The 26,006-nt window shown below is 48.7% G+C and carries 17 protein-coding genes and 9 pseudogenes; 15 read left to right on the top strand and 11 right to left on the bottom strand.

From position 1 onward, the window contains the following. Positions 1–152, bottom strand: a 152-nt coding sequence (locus ACMZI0_RS06625) for a phage tail protein (protein WP_415672370.1), incomplete at its 3' end; no start/stop codon positions are given. Positions 153–259: 107 nt separating this feature from the next. Here ACMZI0_RS06625 and ACMZI0_RS06620 point away from each other — a divergent pair. From ACMZI0_RS06620 to bglX, 3 genes and pseudogenes are all read left to right on the top strand, one after another. Next, positions 260–835, top strand: a pseudogene (locus ACMZI0_RS06620) (recombinase family protein). Between the two features lie 65 nt (positions 836–900). Further along, positions 901–1,287, top strand: a complete 387-nt coding sequence (locus ACMZI0_RS06615; protein ID WP_415672338.1) for a hypothetical protein — start codon at positions 901–903, stop codon at positions 1,285–1,287. Positions 1,288–1,770: 483 nt separating this feature from the next. Further along, positions 1,771–4,087: pseudogene (gene bglX, locus ACMZI0_RS06610) on the top strand (beta-glucosidase BglX). Between the two features lie 261 nt (positions 4,088–4,348). Here the strand turns inward: bglX and ACMZI0_RS06605 are convergent. Together ACMZI0_RS06605 and ACMZI0_RS06600 are read right to left on the bottom strand one after the other, a co-directional pair. Then, positions 4,349–4,979: pseudogene (locus tag ACMZI0_RS06605) on the bottom strand (LysE family translocator). Positions 4,980–5,040: 61 nt separating this feature from the next. Then, positions 5,041–5,748 carry a helix-turn-helix domain-containing protein gene (locus ACMZI0_RS06600; RefSeq protein WP_415672369.1) on the bottom strand — a complete coding sequence of 236 codons (708 nt, stop codon included), beginning with the start codon at positions 5,746–5,748 and terminating at the stop codon, positions 5,041–5,043. Between the two features lie 264 nt (positions 5,749–6,012). On the opposite strand from ACMZI0_RS06600, the pseudogene dinG reads away from it, so the two are divergent. From dinG to ACMZI0_RS06560, 8 genes and pseudogenes are all read left to right on the top strand, one after another. Beyond that, positions 6,013–8,123, top strand: a pseudogene (gene dinG / locus ACMZI0_RS06595) (ATP-dependent DNA helicase DinG). A gap of 57 nt (positions 8,124–8,180) precedes the next feature. Then, positions 8,181–9,149 (top strand): annotated as a pseudogene (ybiB, locus tag ACMZI0_RS06590) (DNA-binding protein YbiB). 308 nt (positions 9,150–9,457) lie between these two features. Beyond that, positions 9,458–10,003 carry a hypothetical protein gene (locus ACMZI0_RS06585; protein WP_415672337.1) on the top strand — a complete coding sequence of 182 codons (546 nt, stop codon included), beginning with the start codon at positions 9,458–9,460 and terminating at the stop codon, positions 10,001–10,003. Positions 10,004–10,190: 187 nt separating this feature from the next. Then, a complete protein-coding gene (locus ACMZI0_RS06580) occupies positions 10,191–11,627 on the top strand; it encodes a hypothetical protein (RefSeq protein WP_415672336.1) in 1,437 nt (478 codons plus the stop codon). Positions 11,628–11,760: 133 nt separating this feature from the next. Beyond that, entirely contained in the window at positions 11,761–12,474 is a 714-nt protein-coding gene (locus tag ACMZI0_RS06575) for a hypothetical protein (RefSeq protein WP_415672335.1), read from the top strand. Positions 12,475–12,501: 27 nt separating this feature from the next. Further along, positions 12,502–12,864 carry a hypothetical protein gene (locus ACMZI0_RS06570; RefSeq protein WP_415672334.1) on the top strand — a complete coding sequence of 121 codons (363 nt, stop codon included), beginning with the start codon at positions 12,502–12,504 and terminating at the stop codon, positions 12,862–12,864. A 21-nt stretch (positions 12,865–12,885) separates the two neighbouring features. Further along, on the top strand, positions 12,886–13,422 hold the full coding sequence (locus tag ACMZI0_RS06565) for a hypothetical protein (protein ID WP_415672333.1): 537 nt from the start codon (positions 12,886–12,888) through the stop codon (positions 13,420–13,422). 56 nt (positions 13,423–13,478) lie between these two features. Further along, positions 13,479–15,362 (top strand): annotated as a pseudogene (locus ACMZI0_RS06560) (M3 family metallopeptidase). A gap of 48 nt (positions 15,363–15,410) precedes the next feature. On the opposite strand, the gene ACMZI0_RS06555 reads toward ACMZI0_RS06560, so the two are convergent. The 7 genes and pseudogenes from ACMZI0_RS06555 to rhtA all read right to left on the bottom strand — a co-directional run bounded on the left by ACMZI0_RS06555 (position 15,411) and on the right by rhtA (position 20,598). Beyond that, positions 15,411–15,653, bottom strand: coding sequence for a DNA-binding protein (locus tag ACMZI0_RS06555; protein WP_415672332.1), 243 nt, complete (start codon positions 15,651–15,653; stop codon positions 15,411–15,413). A gap of 79 nt (positions 15,654–15,732) precedes the next feature. After that, positions 15,733–16,056 (bottom strand): annotated as a pseudogene (locus ACMZI0_RS06550) (type II toxin-antitoxin system RelE/ParE family toxin); the annotation flags it as partial. A gap of 299 nt (positions 16,057–16,355) precedes the next feature. Next, on the bottom strand, positions 16,356–17,078 hold the full coding sequence (gene glnQ / locus ACMZI0_RS06545) for a glutamine ABC transporter ATP-binding protein GlnQ (protein ID WP_415672331.1): 723 nt from the start codon (positions 17,076–17,078) through the stop codon (positions 16,356–16,358). Next, on the bottom strand, positions 17,075–17,734 hold the full coding sequence (gene glnP, locus ACMZI0_RS06540) for a glutamine ABC transporter permease GlnP (RefSeq protein ID WP_415672330.1): 660 nt from the start codon (positions 17,732–17,734) through the stop codon (positions 17,075–17,077). Before glnP ends, glnQ begins: the two co-directional genes overlap by 4 nt. 26 nt (positions 17,735–17,760) lie before the next feature. Continuing rightward, positions 17,761–18,504, bottom strand: a complete 744-nt coding sequence (gene glnH / locus ACMZI0_RS06535; protein ID WP_415672329.1) for a glutamine ABC transporter substrate-binding protein GlnH — start codon at positions 18,502–18,504, stop codon at positions 17,761–17,763. Between the two features lie 360 nt (positions 18,505–18,864). Then, the gene (gene dps, locus ACMZI0_RS06530; RefSeq protein WP_415672328.1) at positions 18,865–19,371 is read right to left on the bottom strand and encodes a DNA starvation/stationary phase protection protein Dps; all 507 of its coding nucleotides are present in this window, start codon (positions 19,369–19,371) and stop codon (positions 18,865–18,867) included. A 345-nt stretch (positions 19,372–19,716) separates the two neighbouring features. Further along, positions 19,717–20,598, bottom strand: coding sequence for a threonine/homoserine exporter RhtA (gene rhtA, locus ACMZI0_RS06525; RefSeq protein ID WP_415672327.1), 882 nt, complete (start codon positions 20,596–20,598; stop codon positions 19,717–19,719). Positions 20,599–21,015: 417 nt separating this feature from the next. Here rhtA and ompX point away from each other — a divergent pair, with 417 nt between their 5' ends. Together ompX and ACMZI0_RS06515 are read left to right on the top strand one after the other, a co-directional pair. Continuing rightward, positions 21,016–21,528 carry an outer membrane protein OmpX gene (ompX, locus tag ACMZI0_RS06520; protein ID WP_415672326.1) on the top strand — a complete coding sequence of 171 codons (513 nt, stop codon included), beginning with the start codon at positions 21,016–21,018 and terminating at the stop codon, positions 21,526–21,528. Positions 21,529–21,767: 239 nt separating this feature from the next. Further along, positions 21,768–22,941: pseudogene (locus ACMZI0_RS06515) on the top strand (MFS transporter). Between the two features lie 9 nt (positions 22,942–22,950). On the opposite strand, the pseudogene ACMZI0_RS06510 reads toward ACMZI0_RS06515, so the two are convergent. Continuing rightward, positions 22,951–24,372 (bottom strand): annotated as a pseudogene (locus ACMZI0_RS06510) (EmmdR/YeeO family multidrug/toxin efflux MATE transporter). Positions 24,373–24,689: 317 nt separating this feature from the next. Here ACMZI0_RS06510 and ACMZI0_RS06505 point away from each other — a divergent pair. Beyond that, on the top strand, positions 24,690–24,992 hold the full coding sequence (locus tag ACMZI0_RS06505; RefSeq protein ID WP_415672325.1) for an ArsR/SmtB family transcription factor: 303 nt from the start codon (positions 24,690–24,692) through the stop codon (positions 24,990–24,992). A gap of 15 nt (positions 24,993–25,007) precedes the next feature. Next, the gene (locus ACMZI0_RS06500) at positions 25,008–25,550 is read left to right on the top strand and encodes a rhodanese family protein (RefSeq protein ID WP_415672324.1); all 543 of its coding nucleotides are present in this window, start codon (positions 25,008–25,010) and stop codon (positions 25,548–25,550) included. The last annotated feature ends 456 nt before the right edge of the window (positions 25,551–26,006 follow it).

Below are 26,006 nucleotides of genomic sequence, written 5' to 3'. Positions count from 1 at the left end.
ATAAACTCACCACGCAAATCTGGAAGTTTCAGCGCCGGATAGGCCAGTGCCAGCTTAGGGTACTGGGAGGCTGTGAACGCGGCTCCGTTGCATTTGAGCCATCCGGTCGGAGGAGTTGCGGAAGGCCACGGAATGGGTACGCCAACCGGCAACGCAGAGCCTTCCCCTAAACCAAGGTTTTATAACATCGAGAATTTAGCTAAAATTTCGACCTAAACCAGCGATTACAAGGCTTACCGAGGTCGAGAAAAGGTTAAAAATGGCAAAAATTGGCTATATGAGGGTGTCAAAAAATGACCAAAACACCGATTTACAGCAAAAATCTTTGATTTGCGCAAATTGTGAACAGATTTTTGAGGATAAAATCAGTGGAAAAACAGACCAGAGACCCGGATTAAAACGCGCGTTAAACTGCCTAAAATCGGGCGATACACTGGTGGTCTGGAAGCTCGATAGGCTGGGTTGAAGCATTAAACATTTGATTACTTTAATATCCAAACTGGAAGATGAAGGCATCCATTTTCATAGCTTGACGGATGCCATTGATACCTCTACGTCCGCAGGCCGTTTTTTCTTCCATGTAATGAGCGCATTGGCACAAATGGAGCGGGAACTCATTGTTGAGCGTACTAAGGCAGGTTTAGCCGCAGCAAGAAGCAGGGGACGTATTGGGGGTAGACCTTGCTCATTATCTTCCGCACAGCAAGAGCAGGCTAAAAAATTACTTGAGTCCGGCCATAGTAGAAAGCAGCTGTCATTACTGTATGGGGTTTCATTGGCCAGTATCTACAAGTATTGTCCGGTAAAAGATAAACCTAAGAGGGGAAATGGATAACTTGTTTTTTTTGATAGACTCTATATCACTGTGGTATCAAAATTATTTTCCTTCAAGGACTTTCCATGAAACTAGCTTTAGTCATGGCCCTGATTTTATCAGGCTGTAGTTCAACAAACGTATCCAATCGGCAGATATCTGCGTTCAAAAATGATGAACTCTGTAAAGCATTAGGGACATACAATAACGATGGTCCCACAGTGCTTCGTCTAACTACCGAACTGGAGCGACGGGGCATGAGTATCAATCAAGAGCGATGTTACGCACTCTCACGCATGAATATGAATCGCCGTGATTATATCATTTATGGTGATACAAATAACAACATGGGCAATTGCAGCAAGGGCGCAATGAACGGTATCAAAAGCAGGAAGAACAGCAGCGCCTACAGACAGAGTTACAGCAACAGCGGTGGAGAGATCAGATTACGAAAGGAATCACTGCAGACTTAATTAAACGAAGTCAATAGCCGCTGTTCTGCTGAAAGGCATAGTATAAAGTGTAATTCTGTTTCAATAGATGTAACAAAATCAACCCTTCATTTATCGCACGGATGTGTCGCAAATATCGCGCGGCGCATCAAGAATCGCTGTTAAACTTTGTCACAAAAGCTTTTTCTGCTGCACAGTGCGTAGCGGTGAGCGCTAACTTATAATGCTCGGGTCGTTACCGATACCGGAACCGTTATTTATGCTTCAGACAGTCAGCAGTAAGGGATGTCAGTAGGAGTATCACGAAATGCTCTTAATGACACGCGGCAGATGAGAGATGGCGCAGGATTGCGTAATTCTTTCAGTTTTTACTAAAGACAATCAGAACAAATACATTATGATTACGCGCTGGATATTTTGACGACGTTACTGACGTCATTTTCAAACTTCACAGGCGCTTCTTCGATAACGATGAGTGCGGCATTGCTTGGGCTAGAATAACGAATGAAATGGCTTACCTCTTTGACGATTGCTATTGGCTTGGCCTGTTCTCCGGCCGGGGCGCAACTGACGAACACCGCGCCTGTTGCGGCGCAGAGTAACGCAGCCCATCAGGCGCAGCGTGATGCGTTTGTCTCTGACCTGCTGCGTAAGATGACCACCGACGAAAAGATTGGGCAGCTACGTCTGATAAGCGTCGGGACCGATAACCCGAAACATGTGATTCGCGAGATGATCAGAGACGGGCAGGTTGGGGCGATCTTCAACACGGTAACGCGGCATGATATTCGCATCATGCAGGATCAGGTGATGGAACTGAGTCGCCTGAAAATTCCGTTATTCTTCGCTTACGATGTAGTGCACGGTCACCGCACCATTTTCCCCATCGCCTTAGGGTTAGCTTCTTCGTGGGATATGAACACCATTGCCAAAAGTGCACGTGTATCCGCCTATGAAGCCACAGAAGACGGGTTGAATATGACCTGGGCACCCATGGTGGATATCACGCGCGATCCACGCTGGGGACGGGTATCTGAAGGTTTTGGTGAAGACACCTGGTTGACTAGCCAAATCGCACGCGTGGTGGTGAAAGCATTCCAGGGGGAATCGCCGACTGACAGACATTCGTTGATGACCAGTGTTAAGCACTTCGCGCTCTATGGTGCTGTCGAAGGCGGGCGTGATTACAACACCGTGGACATGAGCCCACAGCGCATGTTCCAGGATTATCTGCCACCGTATAAAGCGGCGATTGATGCCGGCAGTGGCGGTGTGATGGTCGCGCTGAACTCGATCAACGGCGTGCCTGCAACCGCGAATCGCTGATTGTTAAAAGATTTACCGCGCGATCAGTGGAAATTCCAGGGTATCACCATCACCGATCACGGTGCGATTAATGAGCTGATGAAACACGGCGTGGCGAGCGATCCGCGCGACGCATCGCGTATTGCCTTGAAATCTGGCATTGCCATGAGCATGAGCGATGAATACTTCGTCAAGTATCTGCCTGAACTGGTGAAAAGCGGGGCTGTCACTGCGCAAGAACTGGATGAAGCTTGCCGCCAAGTGCTGAACGTGAAGTACGACATGGGGCTGTTTGCCGACCCTTATCGCATGTTGGGACCGGTCGGTACCGATCCGGCGGACACCAATGCCGAAAGCCGCCTGCACCGGGCCGAGGCGCGTGATGTTGCCAAACGCAGTCTGGTGCTGCTGAAAAACCGCCTTAACCTACTGCCGCTGAAAAAATCGGGCACTATTGCGGTGGTCGGGCCGTTGGCGGACAGCAAACGCGACACCATGGGCGGTTGGTCTGCCGCCGGGTTAGCGCGCCAAACGGTGACCGTGTATCGCGGCATTCGTACGGCTGTCGGTAATGACGCGACGGTATTCTATGCCAAAGGTGCCAACGTCAGTAATCACAAAGGCATTATCGATTTCCTGAATCAATATGAAGATGCCGTGCAGGTTGACCCGCGCTCGCCGCAAGAGATTATTGATGAAGCCGTGGAGGTGGCCAAGAAATCTAATGTGGTGGTTGCGGTAGTCGGCGAAGCGGCCGGTATGGCCCATGAGGCTTCCAGCCTTTCCAACATTGATTTGCCGCAGAGCCAGCGCGATCTTATCGCCGCGTTGAAAGCGACAGGCAAGCCGTTGGTGCTGGTGCTGATGAACGGTCGCCCGCTGGAGCTGGTGCGTGAAGATCAACAGGCAGATGCGTTGCTGGAAACCTGGTTTAGCGGCACGGAAGGGGGCAATGCGATCGCCGATGTTCTGTTCGGTGATTACAACCCGTCAGGCAAGTTGCCGATGTCCTTCCCGCGTTCCGTTGGGCAGATCCCCATTTATTACAACCACCTGCCAACCGGTCGTCCGTATGCGCCGGAAAACCCCGGCAAGTACACCTCTCACTATTATGACGAGGCGAACGGCCCATTGTATCCGTTTGGCTATGGCTTAAGTTACACCACCTTCAGCGTATCGGATGTGAGCATGTCCAGTCCGCTAATGAAACGTAACGGCATGGTGAAAGCTAGCGTGACGGTAACCAACACCGGTAAACGTGCGGGCGAAACCGTGGTGCAGCTTTACCTGCACGATGTGGTGGCGTCCATCAGTCGCCCGGTCAAGGAACTTCGCGGTTATGAGAAGGTGATGCTGCAACCGGGCGAAAGTCGCGTTATCAGCTTTACCATCACTGAGGACGATCTGAGGTTCTACAATGCGCAGATGCAGTAGGTGGTCGAGGCCGGGCAAATTTGAGGTGTTTATTGGTCTGGATTCACAGCGTGTGAAGCAGCAGAGCTTTACGCTGCTCTGATACCCTTCGTGCACTTACGATCCTCGGAATCTGCCGGGGATCGCCTTTCTTAACGGCATCGTTGGCGTGACGCTATCAACCGCCGTGAACGAGAATAATGTAGCCGACCAGCATCAAGCTGCTAATGCCGCCCAGCGTCATCAGTGAGAACAAGCCAATCATGGCGATTTTGCCGAGATTCATAAGGTTATCCTTTTGTTAATCGCCATGAATTATAAAGCCTCTTGCGCACGAAACAAGCTGCCCGCAAGTTTAACCGTGCTAGCGCGACCATAAACCTAACAGCAAATAACCGCCAAACAACATCAAAATAGCACCTGCGCCGCGCTCAATAAGATAGAGATAACGTTGCAGCGCATGCTGTATACGCTGTTGATCAATGACGGCAGCTAATGCGATATTCCACAGCAATACTACGCTGAACATCCATCCCCCGCTTACTGCTTGCTGCACCCGTGTGATTGAAGGACCAAGAATGCTGGTCATCAGACTGATATAAAACAGCATGTTTTTGGGATTAAGCAAGGAGGATCCCAGACCGAGCATCAGTTGATGTGTAAGTGAAGGCAAGTGATATGCTTCTGTGGCGGTCAGCGCCGTGGTGCGTGCAGTACTGCGAACCGACCCACAGCAGATACAGTGCCCCCGCGAGTTGGAGCAGAACAAACAGCTGCGGCGTTTGCTGTATTGCGGCACCGCCCAGAATGGCCAGCAGGATATAACATCCGTTGCCGAGAGCGATGCCCACGCAGATCCCGATACTGCCACGCAGGCGGTGGCGCAGCGCATAGGCCGCCAGTAAGAAGAAATCGGGGCCAGGGCTGAGCAAAGCGACAAAATGCGCTAGTGCAAGCGCGGGAAAATGGGCAGGAAACAGGGTATCAATGAACATAATAATGGCCTCTAAAAAATACGCGAGGCCAAGTCTAGTGCGCTTACCGGGCTAATTATTGTCAAATAGTGATCGCGGCAGAAGGGGATTCGCCTGCCTGTTGATATTGCCCTGGCGTTGCCGCAGTGTGCAGCACAAAGATTTTGTGAAAATGACTTTGATCGCTAAAGCCGCTTTGGTATCCCGCATCGGCCAGCGGTACTCCCTGCTTGATGAGCGTCTTGGCGTATTCAATACGCGTATTGTTAAGGAAAGCCATGGGGGTGATGCCGGTATCTTCGCGGAAATGCTGCACCAGTGTTTCTCGGCGCAGATGAAGCTCCTGTGCCAGCGTGGTAAGAGACGGCGATGTTTGCAAATTGCTGAGCAGACGCTGGCGCATATAGCGCGTTGTGGGTTGCTCCGTCACCGGTTGCTGTGGTGAACAGTAACGAGAGAGCAGCGTTGACACCATCGCGTGCAGTTGCGGTGTTGCGGCGTCGATATCGTGGCGATAGAGCCTCTTGAGCAGTTGCAGGCAATCACCAAATAGCGCAGGGTCTTGCACTCGCACCGGGCGGTAATGGAGCGCTGCCACGGGGTGTCCGCACTGTTGGGCCAAAAGCCCCTGACACCAGACGACGTCGAGATAAAGCATATGATAGCTGCGCGTTTGTCCGGGCAGCGGGGTACAGCTGTGTGGCGCATTAGGGTCTATCAGAACCATATCACCCGCACGCAACAGGTGGTCTGCACCGCGATAATGGCAGACGGTGCTGCCGGCGACGATTAATCCGAGAGAGAGAGCTGCGTGTGCGAATGGGTTTTATACCCCTGATTGCTGCGTAAGGCCGAACGGCACTCGACCTGGGGCAGGCGGGGAGAAAACCAATAAGATTGCTTGACGTGGTGCACCGCAGGCATGGAGACGACTCATTGATGGCATTTTCTTTACCCTACTCACTGCGTGCGAGTTTGTCGAGAGGAATGGCGGCTGACGTTTGCTGCTGTCTGTGGGATAATAGTCGCCGAATTGGACAGACATTGAGATGGCATGGCGATTACTCCCACAATCAGGCAGCAGATCGACCAGTGGTATAAGGCGCTGCAACAACACATTCCCGATTTTATTTCCCGCGCACCGCAGAGACAGATGATCGCCGAAGTGGCGAAAACGCTGGCGGGCGAATACCCGCGTCACGCGGCGATTGAGGCACCCACTGGCGTTGGTAAAACTCTATCCTACCTGATTCCAGGAATTGCGATTGCGCGCGCAGAGAGCAAGACGCTGGTGATCAGCACCGCCAATATCGCGTTGCAGGACCAGATTGTTACCAAAGATCTGCCGCTGCTGAAAAAATTCATCCCAGAGCTTACCTTCACTGCCGCTTTTGGCCGGGCGCGCTACCTCTGCCCACACAATCTGGCGGCATTAACGTCGGAGACGGCGCAAGGGGATTTGCTTGCGTTTCTCAGTGATGAGTTGGAACCCGCTAGTCCCGCTTAGTAAAGAAGAGCGCGGGACCTGTCTGAAGATGGCGAAAGCCTTTCAGGGCTACGAATGGGACGGCATGCGTGATCATTACAGTCTGACGGTCGAGGATTCTTTGTGGCGTAAGGTCAGCACTGACAAAGCCAACTGCCTGAGGAAAAATTGCCATTACTATCGTGACTGCCCGTTTTTTATCGCCCGTCGTGAGATTGAAAATGCAGAAGTCGTGGTGAGCAACCACGCATTGGTGATGGCGGCGATGGAGAGTGATTCGGTGCTTCCGGCCGCGAAAGATCTGCTTTTGGTGTTGGATGAAGGGCATCACGTGCCGGATGTGGCGCGCGACTCGCTGGAAATGGCGGGGGACATTAGCCCGGCGTATGTCAAAACGCAGATGGACAGTCTGATCCAACTGGTTGCGACCTGTATGGCGCAGTTCCCGCCAAAATCGCCGCCGCGCCTGACCAATCCCGAGCGTTTGACGGCACATATTGAAGAGATGCTCGAGCAGAACGCGTCTTTTGTTGCCATGAGTGAGCTGTATCTGGGGGGAGAAGGGCAAGAAAGCGAGTATCGCTTCCCGATGGGCGTTATGCCGGAAGAGATGCGCCAGGTGTGTGTACGCCTGCATAAGTTGACGGATGGTCTGCGCGGCTTAGCCGAATACTTGTCGCACAATCTCGGCGAAAAAACCGGTAAGCACGATGTGGTGAGGGTGCATCAGGCGCTATTGCGCATGAGCCGCGCCATGAGCTATCTGGAGAGTAAGACACAGCTCTGGCATTTGGCTGCGCTGGAAAAAGTATCCAATGCGCCGGTATCCAAATGGCTGCATCGTGAATACCGAGAAGGGCGGTGGCGGCTATCGTTGCATTGTGCGGGAATACGCGTTTGCGATCAGTTGGACCGGTTGCTGTGGCGTAATGTATCGCACGTGGTGCTGACTTCTGCCACACTACGTTCCCTGAACAGTTACCAGCGGCTTAAAGAACTCTCTGGCCTGGATGAAGAGGAAGGCGATCGTTTTATTACGCTGGATTCGCCTTTCAATCACTGCCAGCAGGGCAAACTGGTGATCCCCAAAATGCACTGCGAGCCCTTGTTGGAAAACGAAGTGCCACACATTGCCGAAATAGCGCGCTTTTTTCGTCACTCACTCACTCAGCAGACGCATAAAGGAATTTTGGTGTTGTTCGCCAGCCAAAGAGCAATGCAGCAATTTCTCTCTCAGGTGACAGACTTGCGCTTAATGCTGCTGGTACAAGGGGATCAGCCGCGTTCGTGCTTGATTGCGCTGCACCGCCAACGCGTTGAAGCAGGAGAAATCAGCGTACTGGTTGGTTTGCAATCCTTTGCCGAAGGGCTGGATTTGAAAGGCGAACTGCTTTCGCAAGTACATATCCACAAAATTGCCTTTCCTCCGATTGATAGCCCGGTGAATCCTTACCGAAGGTGAGTGGCTAAAAAGCCAGAAACGCCATCCCTTTGTAGTACAAAGCTTGCCTGCTGCTTCATTTAACCTGATTCAGCAGGTAGGGCGCTTGATTCGCAGCCATAACTGCTTTGGCGAGATCGTTATCTATGACAGGCGCTTGTTGACCAAGGGATATGGTGCGCAACTGCTGGCGGCTTTGCCAGTATTTCCCATTGAACAACGTGATGTGCCAGCCTGATGTAAACATGCTATTTTTGCTGAAGAGATACCGATCATCTTTTTAGCGGGGGAGCGCATGGACTACACCACCATCATCAAAGAGGTCGGGCGGGGGAAAAATCACGCACGTTATTTGGATCAGGAAACCGCCTACACGCTATATCGCCATATGTTGCAAGGCGATGTTCCCGAGCTTGAACTGGGTGGCGTGTTGATCGCCCTGCGTATCAAGGGGGAAGGCGAAGCGGAATTGCGCGGTTTTTATCAGGCCGCGAGTGAGCAGGTGCTGCGCCTGCATGCATCCGCAGGCCACCCCATGTCCATTGTGATCCCCAGTTATAACGGCGCACGCCGTCAGGCTAACCTCACGCCTTTGCTGACGCTGTTGCTGGCAAAGTTGGGTTTTCCCGTCGTCGTTCACGGCGTGGAAAACGACCCCTCTCGGGTGACCAGTGCGGAAATCCTGCAAGCGTTGGGGGTCAAAAGTGCTACTAGCGCGAATGGTGATAAGTAATTTATTTATAACGGTTTATAAGTTTTTATTCCGATTTCCGCGCTCAGCCCGGCATTGGATAAGCAATTGCAACTGCGTTGGCGCATGGGCGTGCGAAATAGCAGCCATACGCTGGCGAAACTGCTGACGCCTTTTGGTGAACAGGAAGCGTTGCGCCTGACCAGTGTTTCTCATCCGGAATATGTTATCCGCCTTAACCAGTTTTTTCGGGATATCCAGGGGAGAGCGCTGTTGATGCACGGTACAGAAGGCGAAGTGTATGCCAATCCGCAGCGTTGCCCCGAAATCCACTTTATCCATGGTCAACACAGAGTGGTGCTGCAACAGCGCCAGGATATTGTTGTGGCACCAGATAAGTTGCCGATTGGCCGTGACACAGCGACGACCGCGAGATGGACGGCGCAGTGTCTGGCCGGTGAAGTGGCGGTACCTTACGCTGTGCGTTTACAGCTTGCCTGCTGTCTGGTCGCTGGCGGGATGTCTCCGACCATGGAACAAGCGGTCGCGACCATTACTAAACGTCTTGGCTAGAATACCCAGCAATCATTAATGTGTACGGCATTATTCACACCCTGACAAACCAGTTGAACACGTTTTTTTTTCACTGGTTTCTTGCACTTTCGACTTATTTATCCCCGTCCTGATGCGTTATCCAGAATAAGCCGGTTATTTGTTATTCGTCAGGATCAGATCTGATGATAATTATGTCATCTTTATTGAAAGAAAATCCCATTTCATAGGGATGCCTTTCACCGCACCCTGCAATATTTTCCATAGCAGAGTAACTATTAAATTTTTATTTTGCTTTGCTATCATTGTATGCCTATAAGGGAAACATCATGCCAAGACTGTCTTTAGTTGCGGATCAACATCGACATGCTATCGGTAATTATACTCATCGTCAGGATAGTAAATATGGGAGCCAACGCCAGCAAGATGAGCGTGTTAAGGTACTCGCCAGTAGACCAGGGTTACATTCTGAAAATAGTCACAGACAAAACCTAGCTCATGCTTTGGTGCAACTTTTATCGATACTTAATATTGTGTCAAATAGCACGGTCAGGGTCGTAAAAAATTTAGAAAACACTGAATCGCAATCGGTAACACCCCTTGGCTTAGAGACAGTGCCGCAATCGGTAACACCCCTTGGCTTAGAGACAGTGCCGCAAGCGAGAACATTGTTGACAAGTATGATAACGCAGGGCGAGAGGATATCCAGAGCGACAACTGAAGTATCGCCTGTTTCCTATACTGCATCGACAAAAAGAAATGATATCCCAATAAAAAATCGTATTATTCAATATCGACAAAAGGCTGCTTCGAAAAACAGGAACAAGAATATAAAACTTATTCATTTTTTAAGGAAAAAATGTACTGCCGTGTAATAAGAGACTTTGTTCTGTCTCTAAAGAACAATTAGTCTCCGGGGTTGCACACTGGCTTTTTGATATGGACGTTGATTGTGATGCTATACCATTGCATAGAATGGCGTCTATTGCCAGACATATTCTTAGTGCATCAGGAGATTATTGAAACCGAAAGGGTGAGTATCTATCGCGCGAGCAGGTCTCAATGGTTATTAGAAACTGGGTATTTGATACGTTTCTTGGCGTGTCGCTCAGCGAATATTTAACCCGAAAAATGGAGACTGCTGATCACCCTAATTATTTTACTGTAAACAGCATTAAATACTTGATCACGCTGAACACATTTGATAGTGAAAAATATTTTACTATGGCGAGCGTCCCCATCGAGTGGCGGGCCGATCTCGAGGCAATGTGGTCGTCTTTTTTGCAAAAAGAGCTGCCGTTACTTTGTTTGTCCGATCAAAAAACAGACGAGACTTTATTAAACAGTCCCGAGTTCAGTCAATTATATACGGGTACGCGTTTCTTATCTGATGTGAGTCAGTTACGTAATTTTAGCAGTGAGGAGAGTATTCATCTTGGTGAGGCACTATGGCGTATTGCGCTGCATGAAGGGGTCAGCGCAGACAAAGCTCCCTATTTTTTACTTCCTGATTTATTCTTTACCGCTGCACGAAAACCGAAAAGCATCAATAAAGAAATAAATCTTCACAGCATCAGTGCAGCTGTTATCGATAGCTATATTGAGAACACGATAAATAGCGAGATAACTCGACAACGTTTGATCACACAACTGGAGCGTTATCAGTCTGCCGTTAATCAATGGCTCAGCAAAGGGCAATTGGCTGATAAAATTATTGCTGATTGTCCAAGCTGGGAATTGCCTTCTTTATACGACATGGCAGATGCCATCCGGACGCCGAAGAAAAAACGCGAAAAAGCGCAACGTCAGTCCAGGCAGCTTTACATGAATTGTATAACAAAACCTTGCCGAACAGCACCTGACAGTTTGGGTGATGAATATCAGCGATTAACGAAGAATGTTGCCGATTGCTTTAGTGAAGTCGATAAGCATCTTATTGGCTCAGCTCTGGAAAACCTGGAGAGTAGCGATGCTGATTTTATCTTTTCTCGAAAGGCCACCGTCTATCCCGTTTTTTTTAGCATGAAAACCCAGAATGCGCTGATTGTTGCCTATAATTACGCGCATGATAACAACCGATATATTTATTTGAAAAAGACAGATATTTTCTCTGTGATTATTGATGATCAAGAACGAATATATGCGCTGAAATGGGAGGAAAAAGATGAAATCAATCGATATCTTATTCTTCGGCTTGACCGTGATATTCAGCATTACATAGATGCTGATGTTCTTGATCATCAGGATATTGGCAACAATGGGGTGGTTGATGGTAAGAAGTTTAAAACAGATAAATATGTGTTTCATGTTACTATTTCTGTTGATAAAAAGAATCCGTTAACGCACAATGGCGATAAGGATAAAATTATCGATTATCTGAGTTCAATACATCGCGAAAATCTCTATCAATCGCTATATTCAGCAGGCAATGATTCTTCTGAAATGCAAACCCTATGGAAAATTGCAAGCCGTGTTATCCCATTTTATGATTGTATTTAGGGCATTATTAATAATAATCCTGTGCAGGCGGTGCCTTCCTGTTTGATGGATGCGGTAGCTATAGTGCCTGTCATTTCCCAAGCAACAGGCATGGGGAGAACATTTGGTATAGGGCTAGGGAAAGGCATGTATAATGCAGGGAAAATATTACGTACAGGTGAAAAAGTGGGGGGTTGCTCAAGCTCTTTTCAGGGAGATTTCAGTACCTACGATGCGCGAAATAGCTTTACTGGGAAAAAATACGCTTAGAAGCATCGATCCAGGATTTGAATTAGTAACAGGTATTGGAAGAAGGTTTGCTACAAAGTTTATCGCCTTTCTCAATAAAGATAAAAAAACGATGGGACTTGCTGAGAAGTTGGCATCTACCCGTCTACTTGAACGGTTACCAATGCCATCACAATCTGCTTTATCTGCTCGCTTACCCCATTCAGAGATATATGTACCAATTGAAAAGATAAGCAGAGAGAATCATCAAGGTGTTTATGTATTGGTTAATCCTGACACTGGTGCTTTGGCGGGTAAGCGCTTTCGATTGAGCCAGGATAATCAGCTTATCCCGATGCATAATCAGAACACGATGCCGCAACGGTTAATACTTAATGATTGCATCCCTAAGTTGAAAAGCACATATCTTCTATATAATAATCCCTGGAAGCCTATTGAGTTTGATGAACTACCTGTCAATGGTAATCCGGAAGAGGATGAATTCGTTGAACACATTGGCGTCTCTTTACTAACCGATTTTTTGCCACTCAGATTTGATAATGTTCTCGAAAACAGAATAAATGTGGATTTTAACTTTTATCGAGAGAATGTATTGCAAAATTATTACCCGGAACAATAGCAGGATATCATTGCTGCGAAAACCGAAATGTCACATATTTTCATTCATAGCCTGGCCGATGGACTGGAGTCCATTCCTGAGGAATTCTATTTTTTAAGAGAAAATTTATGGTGTTTTACCGCAGCCATTAATGATGCGAAAGACATTTCAAACGCTGTCCGGAATAAGCTTTATCAAGTATATTTCTCAAATGTTGAAGGGCAAGCTAGTGGGGATTTATCGGAAAATATCATTAGTGATTATATGGAGGAGGTGTTTGCAATTGATACCCCAGAGGTTATTGGTATTGCTTTGGAAAGGTTAAAGCATTATTTGGATAAGATTTGCCATTATTTTCACCATTACTCTGACAAAATCTATCTTGCAACGTCTCAACGCATCGGGAGGTGATACACGGATTCTCAAGGTTCAATGGGATTCACCTACTGTATGGACGTAAACAGACGCATAGTGATTTTGGTTGACAGGTTTATAAATAGTGATTTACTTAATAATGTGATGCATTTGACTGCATTACATGAAGTTTCCCATGTTGCAGGCGGAACGCGAGATTTTTTCCCTAGTCCATATACCTCAAGAATTGGCGAGCCAGAGGATATCCCTGAGGTCTTTGAAGATCAATTAACCGGGAGAGATCAAACCAATATTTTACACTTCGATGATGATTTTTTAGACGCTTATGCGCAACGAGTTGGTATTCAGCGGCCTAATATTGAACGATTTAAACAATTGATCCTCAATGACCATATGCTGAGAGCGAATATTATCATGGATAATGTCGATTCGCTGGTCAATATTATCAACGATCTTTATGACCGATTGTTCCACCACAGGATGTGGCGCGATCTCAGGCAATCGTCTATGCAATCCAACATATCAAAAGGTATGATTAAGAAAGCCTTGTTAAGCCTGGTCGCTGTGGTGAGTGACAGCAGAAGGGAGGCTTGATTTTTACTGACTGGCGCAGTGATATGCGCGTGGGTCAACTTTCTAAAGGGATGCATATGCAACAGGCAATAGCGTATTTTAATGCCCTGAACCGTGACTATCTCACCGTGCATCAGGGGAAAGAAGAGTGTTTTTGGCAACTCTATATGGGAATCGGCGATGACAGCGCAGCGCAGAAGTTTTCTGTTGCTGAAAGTGCATATAAACGCTTCATCGCTGAGCCCAGGCGTTTGAAAGAACTGCGTACTTATATTGCTGTGCTCGAATCCCAGACAAAAACGGAACTGACGCTGCAGGGCGAAGCTCTACTCCATAGACTGTACGGCTGGTATCGTTTTTTTGACTGTAACGTGATTGAAGATCCACAAGCGCAAGCGCTGATGGATGAGATCATTGCCGCAGATAAGTGCACTCTATACGCGGCGGAAAAGTTATGATGTGACTCACCTGAACTCTGAAGGTGTGAGAGTCTCAGCATCGTTAGGTGAACTGCTCACCAATCAGGCGACCAATGATAATGAAGCCTACCGCCAAAGTTCTCAGCAGGCACTCCGCGACCTGGAACAGTGGTTGCTGCACCATGGATTTCCCGAGCTGATTACGCTGCGTAACCGTTTTGCGCGACAGATGGGTTATCGTAACTATTTTGATTACAAAGTGAATAAAATGGAGCGAATGACGCCAGAGCAACTGTTCGCCATTCTTGACCGTTTCGAGGAACAAACGCAGGATGCGAGTGTACGTAGCCTGGCGAAACTGGCGAGCGAGAAAGGCGACAGTGCGCTTCAACCGTGGAATATTCGTTATGCCAGCGCAGGGGACGTGACCCGCCAGTTAGATCCCTACTTTCCTTTTTCCGCCTCGCTAGAACGTTGGGTTAACAGCTTTAAGCGGTTGCATATCGGTTTCAACGGCGCCCAGATGCAGTTAGACCTGCTGGTGCGTAAAGGCAAATATGAAAACGGTTTTATGCACGGTCCGGTGCCCCCCTTTGTGCAGGAAGGGCAGTGGGTGCCCGCAAAAATCAATTTTCACCAGTCTGGCTAAGCCGGATCAAGTGGGCAGCGGCGCAGCGGGTATCAATACGCTGTTTCATGAAGGTGGTCACGCGGCGCATTTTGCCAATATTCGCCAAAACGCACCTTGCTTCTCGCAGGAGTTTCCTCCCACATCGATGGCTTACGCTGAAACGCAATCCATGTTCTGCGACAGTCTGCTGCACGATGCTGACTGGTTGAAACGTTATGCCAAGAATCGTCAGGGAGAAACTATCTCTGATGCGTTGATTCAGGCTGATATCGCCGTACGCCAACCGATGCGTGCATTTAATGAGCGCCATATCCTGTTGGTGCCTTATTTCGAATGGCAGCTTTATAGCATGGACGATGATGCCCCCACACCTGCCGCTATCACACAACTGGCGCGTGACGTAGAGCAGCGTATTCTGGGCATCAGTGGCAGCCCGCGTCCTACCATCGCGATCCCTCATCTCTTATCGATGGAATCTGCGTGTTCATACCAAGGCTATCTACTGGCACTGATGGCGGTTGAGCAAACGCGGCATTTCTTTCTCAAGCGTGACGGCTATCTTACAGACAATCCGGCCATTGGCCCGGATTTGGCGCAGCATTACTGGCACCCTGGCAACAGCGTCAGCCATGACGACACGCTACGCAGCCTGACTGGCGAAGGGTTCTCCGGCTTATCTGGCTCAGGCTTGTAACTTGACGGTTGAGCAGGCGTGGCAATAGGCACAAGAAGCCATCCGACATGCACTAGAGCGTCCACAGCCATTGGCTGATGTAGATTTGAATGCCCATATACGGATTGTTGACGGTGATCGTGTATTGGCAGATAACCGGGACGGCGACAGTGCGATGTGCGAGGCCTTTGCTGCGTTTATCGAACGCAAGTACCCGCAATATAGCGTGAATGCGTAGATCTTCTCGCCTTGCCCCGTTAACGCGCCTTGGGGGAAGGCGATGAGGTTATTGGCTCACAACGGGTGTTGCCAGTGGCTGCACGGCCAGCTGTAACCCCATTGCTTTGAGAATCGCAGTAAGGCTGCTTAATGCTGGATTGCCTTTGGGAGATAGCGTGCGGTAAAGCTGCGTTGGGTTAAGGCGCGCTTGTTCAGCGACACTTTGCACACCGCCAAATGCCTGTGTGAGTTGGCGTAGCACGCTTAACAGTTCTGCTTGATCGCCGTGAGTGAGAATGTCATTAATCACTTCAAGAGCCAGAGCGGGGTCGCTGCGGTACAGCGTAGCCATTGCTTCGTAATGGGGTCTGCTTCTTCTCATTCTTGCCTCGTCGTTGCCAGTCTCGCCAATAGTGTGCCGCAAGCTCAATATCTCTGCTTTGCGTGTTTTTGTCTCCCCCGCACAAGAGTACGACTATGCGATCGCCTTGTATGGCATAGTAAATGCGGTAGCCTTTACCAACATCAATGCGTAATTCCCAGATCCCTTCGCAGCAAAAGCGGTGGTCACCAAAATTTCCCTGCTCAATGCGGTATATCCGACGGATGATCGCCACTTTGGCGTGTTTATCGCGTAGCCGATACAGCCACTCGATGTAGAGATCTTTTTGCCCTCTAGAGGTCAAATAGTGCTCAATATGATAAGTGCGCATTTTCGTTTATAAACGATCCTTCGTCAAGTGCGTTATCACTCCGGCATCATCCGTATGTGGTACCAAATATTGAACGTCAAGGAGCACCCTGTCTTTTCTGTGGCGACGATGTTCTTGCTAGGAAAGCTAGTATTAGGATAGGCAAAAGATCCATCCTGTGTGCCGCATGGTGTGAACTTGGAAGATGACTCGAAAAGTCTTGTTTTTTCGATGTAATAGCAGATGAAGGGATAGACAAAACGGGCGTCCCCTGAAGGGGGACGCCCGTCATTGTTGAACATCAATGCGAAGCTGTTATATCAGGAAACGTGCTGCAAGAACTCACGTAACCGCTCACTGGGAGGATTTGTGATCAATGTTTCTGGATCGCCATCTTGCGCAATACGGCCTTTATCGATAAAGATCAACCGTGAAGCGACTTTATGAGCAAACCCTACTTCGTGTGTGACGATGACCATTGTCATGCCTTCTTCAGCTAGATCTTTCATGACGGTTAACACTTCATGACGTAATTCTGGATCGAGTGCCGACGTCGGCTCATCAAACAGCATCAGTTTAGGTTTGACGGCGAGCGCCCGGGCGATAGCCACGCGCTGCTGCTGACCGCCAGAAAGCTCAGAGGGGAAGTGGTGAGCACGTTCAGACAGACCCACTTTCGCCAACAGTTCCAGCGCCAGCTTTTCCGCCTCAGCTTTGCTGGCACCACGCACGCGAATCGGGCCAAATGCCACGTTCTCCAGCGCGGTCAGGTGCGGGAAAAGGTAAAATTGCTGAAATACCATACCCGCTTCCTGACGGATAAGGCGCTCATCCACTTTGGGATCGTTCACTTTCAGGCCGTCGACAATCAACTCACCGCTGGTAATTTCTTCCAGCTTATTGATACAGCGCAGCAGGGTAGACTTACCGGATCCTGAGGGACCGATTATCACCACCACTTCACCCTGGTCGATTTTCAGATTGATGTCATGCAACACCTTTGTCTGACCAAAGTGTTTAGAAACGTTATTTAATTCAATCATATAATCTTAAGTTTTCTTTCCAGGAGGCGCAAAAGGAAGCTCAGTACCAGAGTAATCACAAGATAGATCACCGCCACCGCACTCCAGATTTCCAGTGCGCGAAAATTCCCAGCAATGATTTCCTGCCCGGAACGCGTCAGTTCCGCCACGCCGATCACGATGAACAGCGAGGTGTCTTTAATACTGATGATCCATTGGTTGCCTAGCGGCGGTAACATACGGCGCAGTGCCAACGGCGCAATAACGTGGCGTAGCGTGTCGCGTTTCGATAACCCCAGTGCTAAACCTGCCTCACGAAACCCTTTGTGTATCGACAATACCGACCCGCGCGTAATTTCCGCAATATAGGCGCCGGAGTTGATCATGATAGTGACCACCGCTGCGGCAAAGGGATCGATACGCACCGACGTCAGGATCATCGGTAAGGCGAAATAAATAAACATGACTTGTACAACAATCGGCGTACCGCGGATGATTTCAATAAACACCAAGGCGATGCGGCTGGCGATCCAGCTGCCATAGACGCGGGCAAAACCCGCGACCACGCCGATAACCAAGCCACCCAGCAGACCCAGCACGGAAATCAGCAAGGTCATTTTTGCCCCTTCTGTTAGAAGGGGCAGAGAAGGCCAGATGGCACTCCAATCAAACTGCATGAACGTTCTCCAGACTGATACGGCTATTATTTCGGTTCAGTGCCGAACCATTTTTTATAAATTTCAGCATAGGTGCCGTTGTCACGCAGCGTTTGCAACGTGACGTTTACTTTTTCACGCAGTTCGCTGCCTTTCGGGAAGGTGACGCCATATTGCTGTGCTTTGATAGAATCGCCGACCGCTTTGAACTGACCGCTGCCAGCCGTTTTAATGAAGTACAGGATATTCGGCGTATCGTGCAGAACCGCATCGGCACGGCCCACACCTAATTCCATGTATGCGTTATCAATATTCGGGAACTGGCGCAGTTCTTTGGTCTTGATATTGGCTTTGGCATAGTCAACCGATCCGGTTCCGCTCTTCACTGCCACCACTTTACCTGCCAGGTCCTGCTCACCCTGGATGCTGTTGTTGTCTGCTTTTACCATGACCAACAAGCCGCTGTTGTAGTAGCCATCGGAAAAATCGACAGCGCGTTTACGCTCTTCAGTGATGGTGATCCCAGCCAGCGCCAAGTCGACATTGCGGGTTTGCAGTGCGGGGATGATGCCTGCGAAATCCATCGGTTTCAGGGTGTATTCCAGTTTCAGCTCTTTAGCGATGGCGTCCCATAGGTCGATGTCGAAACCGACGTATTTATCACCTTGTTTAAACTCAAAGGGTACAAAAGCTGTGTCTGTGGCAACGATGAGAGGCTTGTCCGCCGCGTAGCTGGAAACGCTCATGGTCAGCGCCAGCGCTGCCAGTGAGGCCTTAAGTAGTGATTTCATCCGATCCTTCCTAATTAACCGTTTGTGGGAAGCCTGTTAGAAGCAGGCACTACTAATAATAGTATTTAAGGAAAAAGCTGTAGAAACAGAGGGTTATATTTTATAACTCCTTGTTTTTATTCAGTGTCGCCAACGCACGCAAACCTCGCCTCCGGCATGGGACGCCGCTATGAATAACTGATTATGCTGCGAGACACAACCGTTGATTGTGTTTGAAGGGATAAAAGTTAACTTTTTGTATGAATTTTAAGAGGAAAAAGCGCAAACGGTGGGAAAGATAAAACGTAACTGAATGTTTAGGCCATCGCAAACAGCATGTCTGCGATGGCACAATGCCATTTATGTAGAATAACGCGACGGTTATTCTGCAATGTTGGCTTCAATGAACCACAGGAATTTATCCAGATCGCGAGATGCCGCGGTTAACATGTCCGCGCTGTCTTCATCTTCTGTTTTACCAATGGCGTGGCGTACTTCATTCGCCACAATGCTGTAACGCTCTGCCAGTGCCTTCAGGTGATCTTGTACGCTGTGGATGTTGGTTGGATAACTTTTTAGGGAGGTCTCTTTGTTGATGACCTGCACCGTACCCAGCGCCACGCCGCCCAGTTGAACGACACGTTCTGCCAGCGTATCCAGATGGTCGGTGAGGGCTGTACGGAATCCGTCAAGCATTTCGTGAACAGCGATAAAATTGGCGCCACGTATGTTCCAATGCGCTTGCTTGGTGATCAATGATAAATCAATTAAGTCAACAACCAACTGATTCAGCAACTTAATGGTGGATGTTTTGACATGCTCATCCAGATTATTGCGTGTATAGATTAGGTCGGATGCTGCTGCTTTTACCAATTTAGCCGTAGCCATAGATATCTCCTCCTGATAAGTGAAATAATAATCTAACCGTTCAATGGAAATAATTATAGCAGGGTTTGTTGCAGATAATATAAAGGTAATGCTTATTATAGAGATTGCCCTACACAATACTGTGTGTATATCTTTTTATCTGATTTCATTATAGAAATTAGAATTCGCTATAATACAAAATAACGACAATAAATGAGATTTATTTAGCTTTTTCAATAGCCTACACTTATTTAGACACCGGTGCAATTTGCGCTGCGATACGATATATCCGAAATTATCCTTCTCTTGCAGCGGGATGTTGCATGCAAGAGAAGATACGCGATTGAATTTAGGCGAAACGGCGTGTCAGCCTTGGGCACTATCATTGATTCGCGCGCTTTTCACGGTGAGTGTCGCTCCGAGGGAAGAGGCAATGATGCAAAACAGCGCCAACCACTGTGTCGGCAACAGGTGTTCGCCAAGAAACAGAATACCAGAAAGTGCGGCAATGGCCGGTTCCATACTCATCAGGGTGCTGAAAGTCTTGGCGGGAAGGCAGGTAAGCGCCATCATCTCCAGTGAGTAGGGCAGTGCCGTTGAGAGGATCGCAATCGCAATGCCAAGCGGTAAAATGGTCGGGGAGAATAATGCTGCATCGGCTAAATGAGCCTCAATGGGACAAAAAATGATTGCCGCGACAAAAGAACCAACCGCAACGGTAGCCGGGCCATGGTTAGTCCCCGCCTTTTTACCAAAGAGAATATAAAACGCCCAGCAGGTACCCGCGCCGATGGCGTAGAGCGCACCTTGCATATCGACGTTAGCAATATCGTTATCCAGCGGCAACAGAAACCACATGCCGGTTAGCGCCAGAAGGATCCAGAGGAAATCGATCGCTCGGCGCGAAGAGAAAATGGCTACAGCAATCGGGCCGGTAAATTCAAGAGCCACGGCCATTCCGAGTGGAACGGTACGGATGGAAAGATAAAACAGAAAGTTCATGCCGCCGAGCGTCAGGCCGTACAGAATCAGCGGTAGTCGATTTCCCTGAATGCGCATGCGCCAGGGTTTAAATATGATACATAAAATCAAGGCACCAAGTGCAAGCCGCAGTGCTGTTACACCCGGAGCACCGATCATCGGGAACAGATTTTTCGCCAAAGCAGCGCCACTCTGGATGGAAAGCATTGCAATCACGATCAGTAAAACGGGCAGCAATGTAGAGCCGCGTAAAGCAGATAAGGCCATCACACTTTAGGCCTTGATAAACGAGAAAGAAGTAAAGGGTGCGTGAGAAAAACTCCATAAAAAAATTATAATTTCTCCATAATAACCAATTGTAAAGTATTTGTCTGGATTTCGCTTACTTTAATTAAATTTTATTTACGATATATTTATTTTCATCGTAGAACAAATAACTTCCTGTATATTAACTGAGCGAAATATTAAGATTTATCTGTAATGTACTGCACGCTGGAAATAAATTTCCTTTTTATGGTCTTTATTTTAAAGTTGTTTAAATTCAATATATTATGTGTTTTTTGAAAACGTTTGTTACATCTATGCGCTATTTGATAAATATTTAACGCTGAGCACAGCATGGTTTTTTTGTTATATTGATAACGCTTAAACTTCTTTCATAATAAGATGAATTCGAGGCAGTATATGAAAAAATTTGCGTGTCTTTCCGCTCTGGCTTGCGTATTTGCTGTAAGCGCAGGTTCTGCATTCACCGGTCAAAGTACCGTATCCGCCGGTTATGCTCAGGGCGTGGTGAACAAAGCGAAAGGTTTTAACCTTAAATGCCGCAAATACCGCTATGAGTTCGATAACAGCCAGGTTGGCGTGATCAGCTCCTTCACTTACCTGGAAGATAGCCAGTCTGACGACGGTTACTACAACAAAGGCCAATATATGGGCTTCACCGCTGGCCCGGCTTACCGTATCAACGATTGGGCAAGTGTCTATGGTGTGATTGGTCTGAGCCACGGTAAATACACCTACAACGCGCAGGACGGCTCTGACAACAACCATAACGACGATTATGGTTTCACCTATGGTGCCGGTCTGCAATTTAACCCGATCCAAGACGTTGCGTTGGATGTTGGCTATGAGCAAAGCCGTATCCACAGCGTAGACGTTGGTACTTGGGCGGTGGGCGTAGGTTACCGTTTCTAATTCTGTCGCCCGTTCAGAAGATAGACACTGAACCAAACGCGATGTGATATAAAAATCAGCCTAAATGGCGGATTTTTTGTCTGTAGTATGGCCGTATTCCTGAGTTAAGATTCTGTTTTTATCTTGACGTTAAGATAAAGTATGCAAAAATACGCGGCACGAAGAACTTAAGCATCAACAGTATTTTTAGTCACACGCCCCTCAGCGGTAAGACAACACAACATGACAGGATTATCTTTATGCCCGTTGTAGCCAGGCATTCGCGCCTATTTCTTTTTGTTGCCATCCTGCTCCTTGGGATAAATCTGCGTCCTATTTTGGCCGTTGTTGGCGCTATGCTCGATCAGATTCAGCAGGCCACTGGGCTGGACGACAGTCAGGCGGGCCTGTTAACAACGCTGCCGATTCTGGCAATGGGGATCTGTGCACTTTATGGCGGTTGGTTGCAACGCCATCTGGGAGAATATCGCGGTATCCTGCTCGGGATTTCGATCATTACAGTTGCCTGTCTGGTGCGTTTTCCCTGGGATACGCGCACGGGTTTGCTGGTGAGTGCCGCACTCGGTGGTGTGGGAATTGCGTTAATTCAGGCATTGGTGCCTTCGTTTATCAAGCGCTTCTTTCTCCAGCGCAGTAGTCTGCTGATGGGGCTTTACACCACGGGGATTATGGCTGGTGCAGCTGTGGCTGCGGCAACGGCTTCACCGCTATCTGGTATTATTGGCTGGTCTGGCGCGTTGGCGGTATGGGGAATATTGGCACTCATCGCGCTATTGGTCTGGCGCAAAACGCCCTCGGCACGTGAGCCCTACGAGCAGAATGCCGTTTCATCCTGCGCTTCACGGCTTGCGACATTGGGCCTTGATGCTGTTTTTTGGCATAGGGACAGGTACCTACACGCTAGTGCTTGCCTGGCTACCCCCGTATTACACACAATTAGGATGGAGTGCGGCGCAGAGTGGTTTTTTGCTGGGGGGATTAACGCTGACTGAGGTGTGTGCAGGGCTGACCGTTTCCGCTCTGATTTCACGTTTTCCCGATCGCCGTCTGCTGCTGATACCGATACTGGTGTTACTGCTGGCTGGCATGATTCTGCTGTTGATTGCACCGCTTTCTCTGGCCTTTGTCGTGATGATTTTTCTCGGGATTGGTATCGGGGTGCTGTTTCCACTGTCGTTGATTGTTGCACTCGACCATGCAAAGAATGTGCACGAAACCGGGCGACTCATGGGCTTTGTTCAAGGCGGTGGCTATATCCTTGCCAGCTTGATGCCGACGCTGGCAGGTGTGATTCGGCAGCATTCGGAAGGGTTGGAGCAAGCCTGGATGATTATGGCATGGGGTGTTGTGGTACTGATTTTGATGGCCTTTTGTTTTAAACCATCAAGCGCCCGCAAAACCGCCGGGCGCTGACTTACCAAGTCATGCCGCGGGAGGTCGATAGCGCCATAGCCACCGGCCACTCGCCATGCGGCGATAATACAACAGGCCGCGCACGATCCAGTCAAAGAACATCCCCATCCATACGCCAATAACGCCAAAGCCGAGCCAAATGCTAAGGATATAACCAGCCACAATACGGCATCCCCACATACTGGCCATGGCAACCCACATGGTGTAGCTGGCGTCTTTTGCCCCTTTCAAACCGGCAGGCACCACCCAGGCTGCCGCCCAAAAGGGAGTAAATAGCGCGTTCAACCAAAGCAACTGTTTGGCAACCTCGATAACCTCTGGCTCGTTGGTATACAGTGATGCCAGGAAACTGGCCGACGGTATTGAAGATAAGGCGAGGATGCACAAGCCAATATTGGAAAGCACAAAGATATACTGCAATTGGCGAATGGATTGAAAAATCTGCCCTTTGTCCAAACGGGTTCCGACGATGATTGTGGCCGTTGAGCCTAAGGCATTGCCGGTAAGGTTAATCAATGCCGCGATAGAGGACGCGATAAAATTGCCTGCGATAACTTCCGTGCCCATTCCGGCGACAAAGCGTTGCGTAATCAATTTGCCCAGATTAAACATTACCGATTCTACACTGGCGGGAACACCTATGCTTAACACTTCGTACAGGATGGTGTAAGTGAAAGGCGCAAAATAGGATTTGAACGGAATGCGCAGCGCGCCATTGAATCCATGCATCAACGTGAGGATCACAAACACGGCACCAATATAGCGTGACAGCGTGGTGCCGATGCCCGCGCCATAAAACCCCATACCATTCCAGGAAAAAAGGCCGTATATCAGCACGCTACTGATAAGAATGTTCAGAATATTCATCCCGATGTTGATGAACATCGGCAATTTGGTATTACCTGCTCCGCGCAGTGCCCCACACCCAACCAGTGCGATCGCCATTGCAGGATAACTCCAGGCTGTTTGCCGCAGGAACACCAGCGCCAGCGCCTTAACGTGCTGATCCGCCGAACCCGCGATCAGATCAATAATGGCCTCACCGGCTAATTCAATGAGCAAAACCAATAAAAAAGAAACCAGTACCAGCAGCGACATTGACTGACGCGTCGCAGATCGGGCCTGTTTGCGATTGCGCTGACCCAGGCTAAATGCCACCACTACGGCTGTTCCCAGCGCGACAGCGGTAAAAAAAGCGATGATCAGCATGTTGAAACTGTCTGCCAGGCCTACCGCAGCCATGGATTCCTTGCCCAGCCAACTTACCAGAAAGGTACTGAACACGCCCATTAGCACCACTCATAGCCCTTTGATAAAAATGGGCACGGCCAGTGGGGTGATCTCGCGCCAGAGCAGAACACGGTTTGAGTGCCGCTTTTTGTACCAATCAGTTTGGTGATATCTATTGACTAATCGAGAGAAGTTTTTCATGCACCGCTTTGAAACTATTCTGAATAAGACCTGGTTGCGCAACGGCGTCATTTCTATAACGTCCCCCTGCTGGCGTCATCACGCAAAGCCGCGATAGTGTGTCTTGTTTTGTTACTGGAAACGTTGATCTGACTAATGGTCGCCCCCAACAGTGCGTCAGGTGCAGAAGAAATCTGAAACAGTGGACCGTTTTTTTATAGAGTAACAGTCAACCGAACGATGCTCCAGCCCTAGCCACATTTTTCAGCGAAATCGCTTGATTTGTTGTCGCTGTAATTTTAGTATTTCCTTAATTAAGTATTTACTGAAATAGTGATATGACAGATGCACTGAGCCAGTTGCAGCGACGAGCTCACGACGCTGCATTGTTGTTAAAGGCGATGGCGAATGCAAATCGCTTACTGATCCTTTGTATGTTGGTTGAGCACCAGCGCGTGAGCGCAGGCTTGCTTGGACAAGCCTGCGGGCTAAGTCCTTCCGCGACATCGCAACATTTGGCGCGTATGCGTTCGGAAGGATTAGTCGTCGCCCAACGTGAGGGGATAACAATGTATTACGCTATTGCCAACCACGATCTGGAGCGCATCATTACGACGCTCAAAGACATTTATTGCCCGTAAAAGAGGGGAATACCAATGGCTACATTGCCTTACCTTTCTGTTCTTGATGCCTGGCAGCGGCAAGCTGATGGTGCGTTGATGGCTGATATTCGCCAGGCTGATGAGTATCAGCGTGAGCATATTCCACAGTCGCTGCTTTATCCGCTAGCAGAGCGCACTGCTGAACACAAAGGGTTAATGCTCTCTGAAAATAAAACGATTATTTTTTACTGTTTATCGGGGGCTCGCTGCGATCTCTATGCGGAGCAATTAAAAGCGCTGGCGCCGCCGCAAGGTGCATTTTTACTGGAGGGCGGGTTAAGCGCATGGAAAAAAGCGGGTTTCCCGGTTAAAGAGGATCGCTCTCAACCGTTGCCTGTTATGCGTCAGGTACAAATTGTCGCTGGTGGATTAACAGTAACAAGCGTCGCCTTAGGCTATGTGCTGCATCCCGCGTTTTTCGGTGTTGCCGGTTTTATAGGCGCAGGATTGGTTTTCGCTGGCATTAGCGGATTTTGTGGTATGGCTAAGCTGCTAATGTTTATGCGCTGGAACAAGAGCCTACGTCGCGATGGATGAGGGAGGGATGTACACGCTAATGATAGATGCTTCAGATAAAAAAATCCCCGACTGGAGTCGGGGTAAAGGTATCTAGAACCTTACTTATAAGGCGTCGCGGATTATAGAGTTTAAAATGCCGTTCAAAAAATATAAAACTGTGACGGCTGTCGAGCTCTATCGCTGTGTCAAATCTCACTCAGGCGGGTATAGCCCTTGCGGTGCCTGTATTGGTTTGGGTCAGAGCGAGACTGTTTTTACCTCTGCTTCATGAAGGTCAGATACATCCAGAATTTTTTCAGCTCTGTGGTTTCACCGCGTTCTAAGATTGCTCGAACCTCTGGAGACAACAGGTTGCCGCGATATGCCATGCTAACTGAGTAGTTTATTCAACCAAAGGTGCATGTTCGTCACCATCCGCAATGATTGTTTCGCAAACAGTGGATGCAAAAATTATTCAGGTATGCCGAGTTTCAA

Origin of the sequence: Symbiopectobacterium sp., from assembly GCF_047692315.1 — a bacterium.
Classification (GTDB): domain Bacteria; phylum Pseudomonadota; class Gammaproteobacteria; order Enterobacterales; family Enterobacteriaceae; genus Symbiopectobacterium.
The sequence above is the reverse complement of the archived record's forward strand: the minus strand, read 5'-3'. Positions and strand labels throughout refer to the sequence as shown.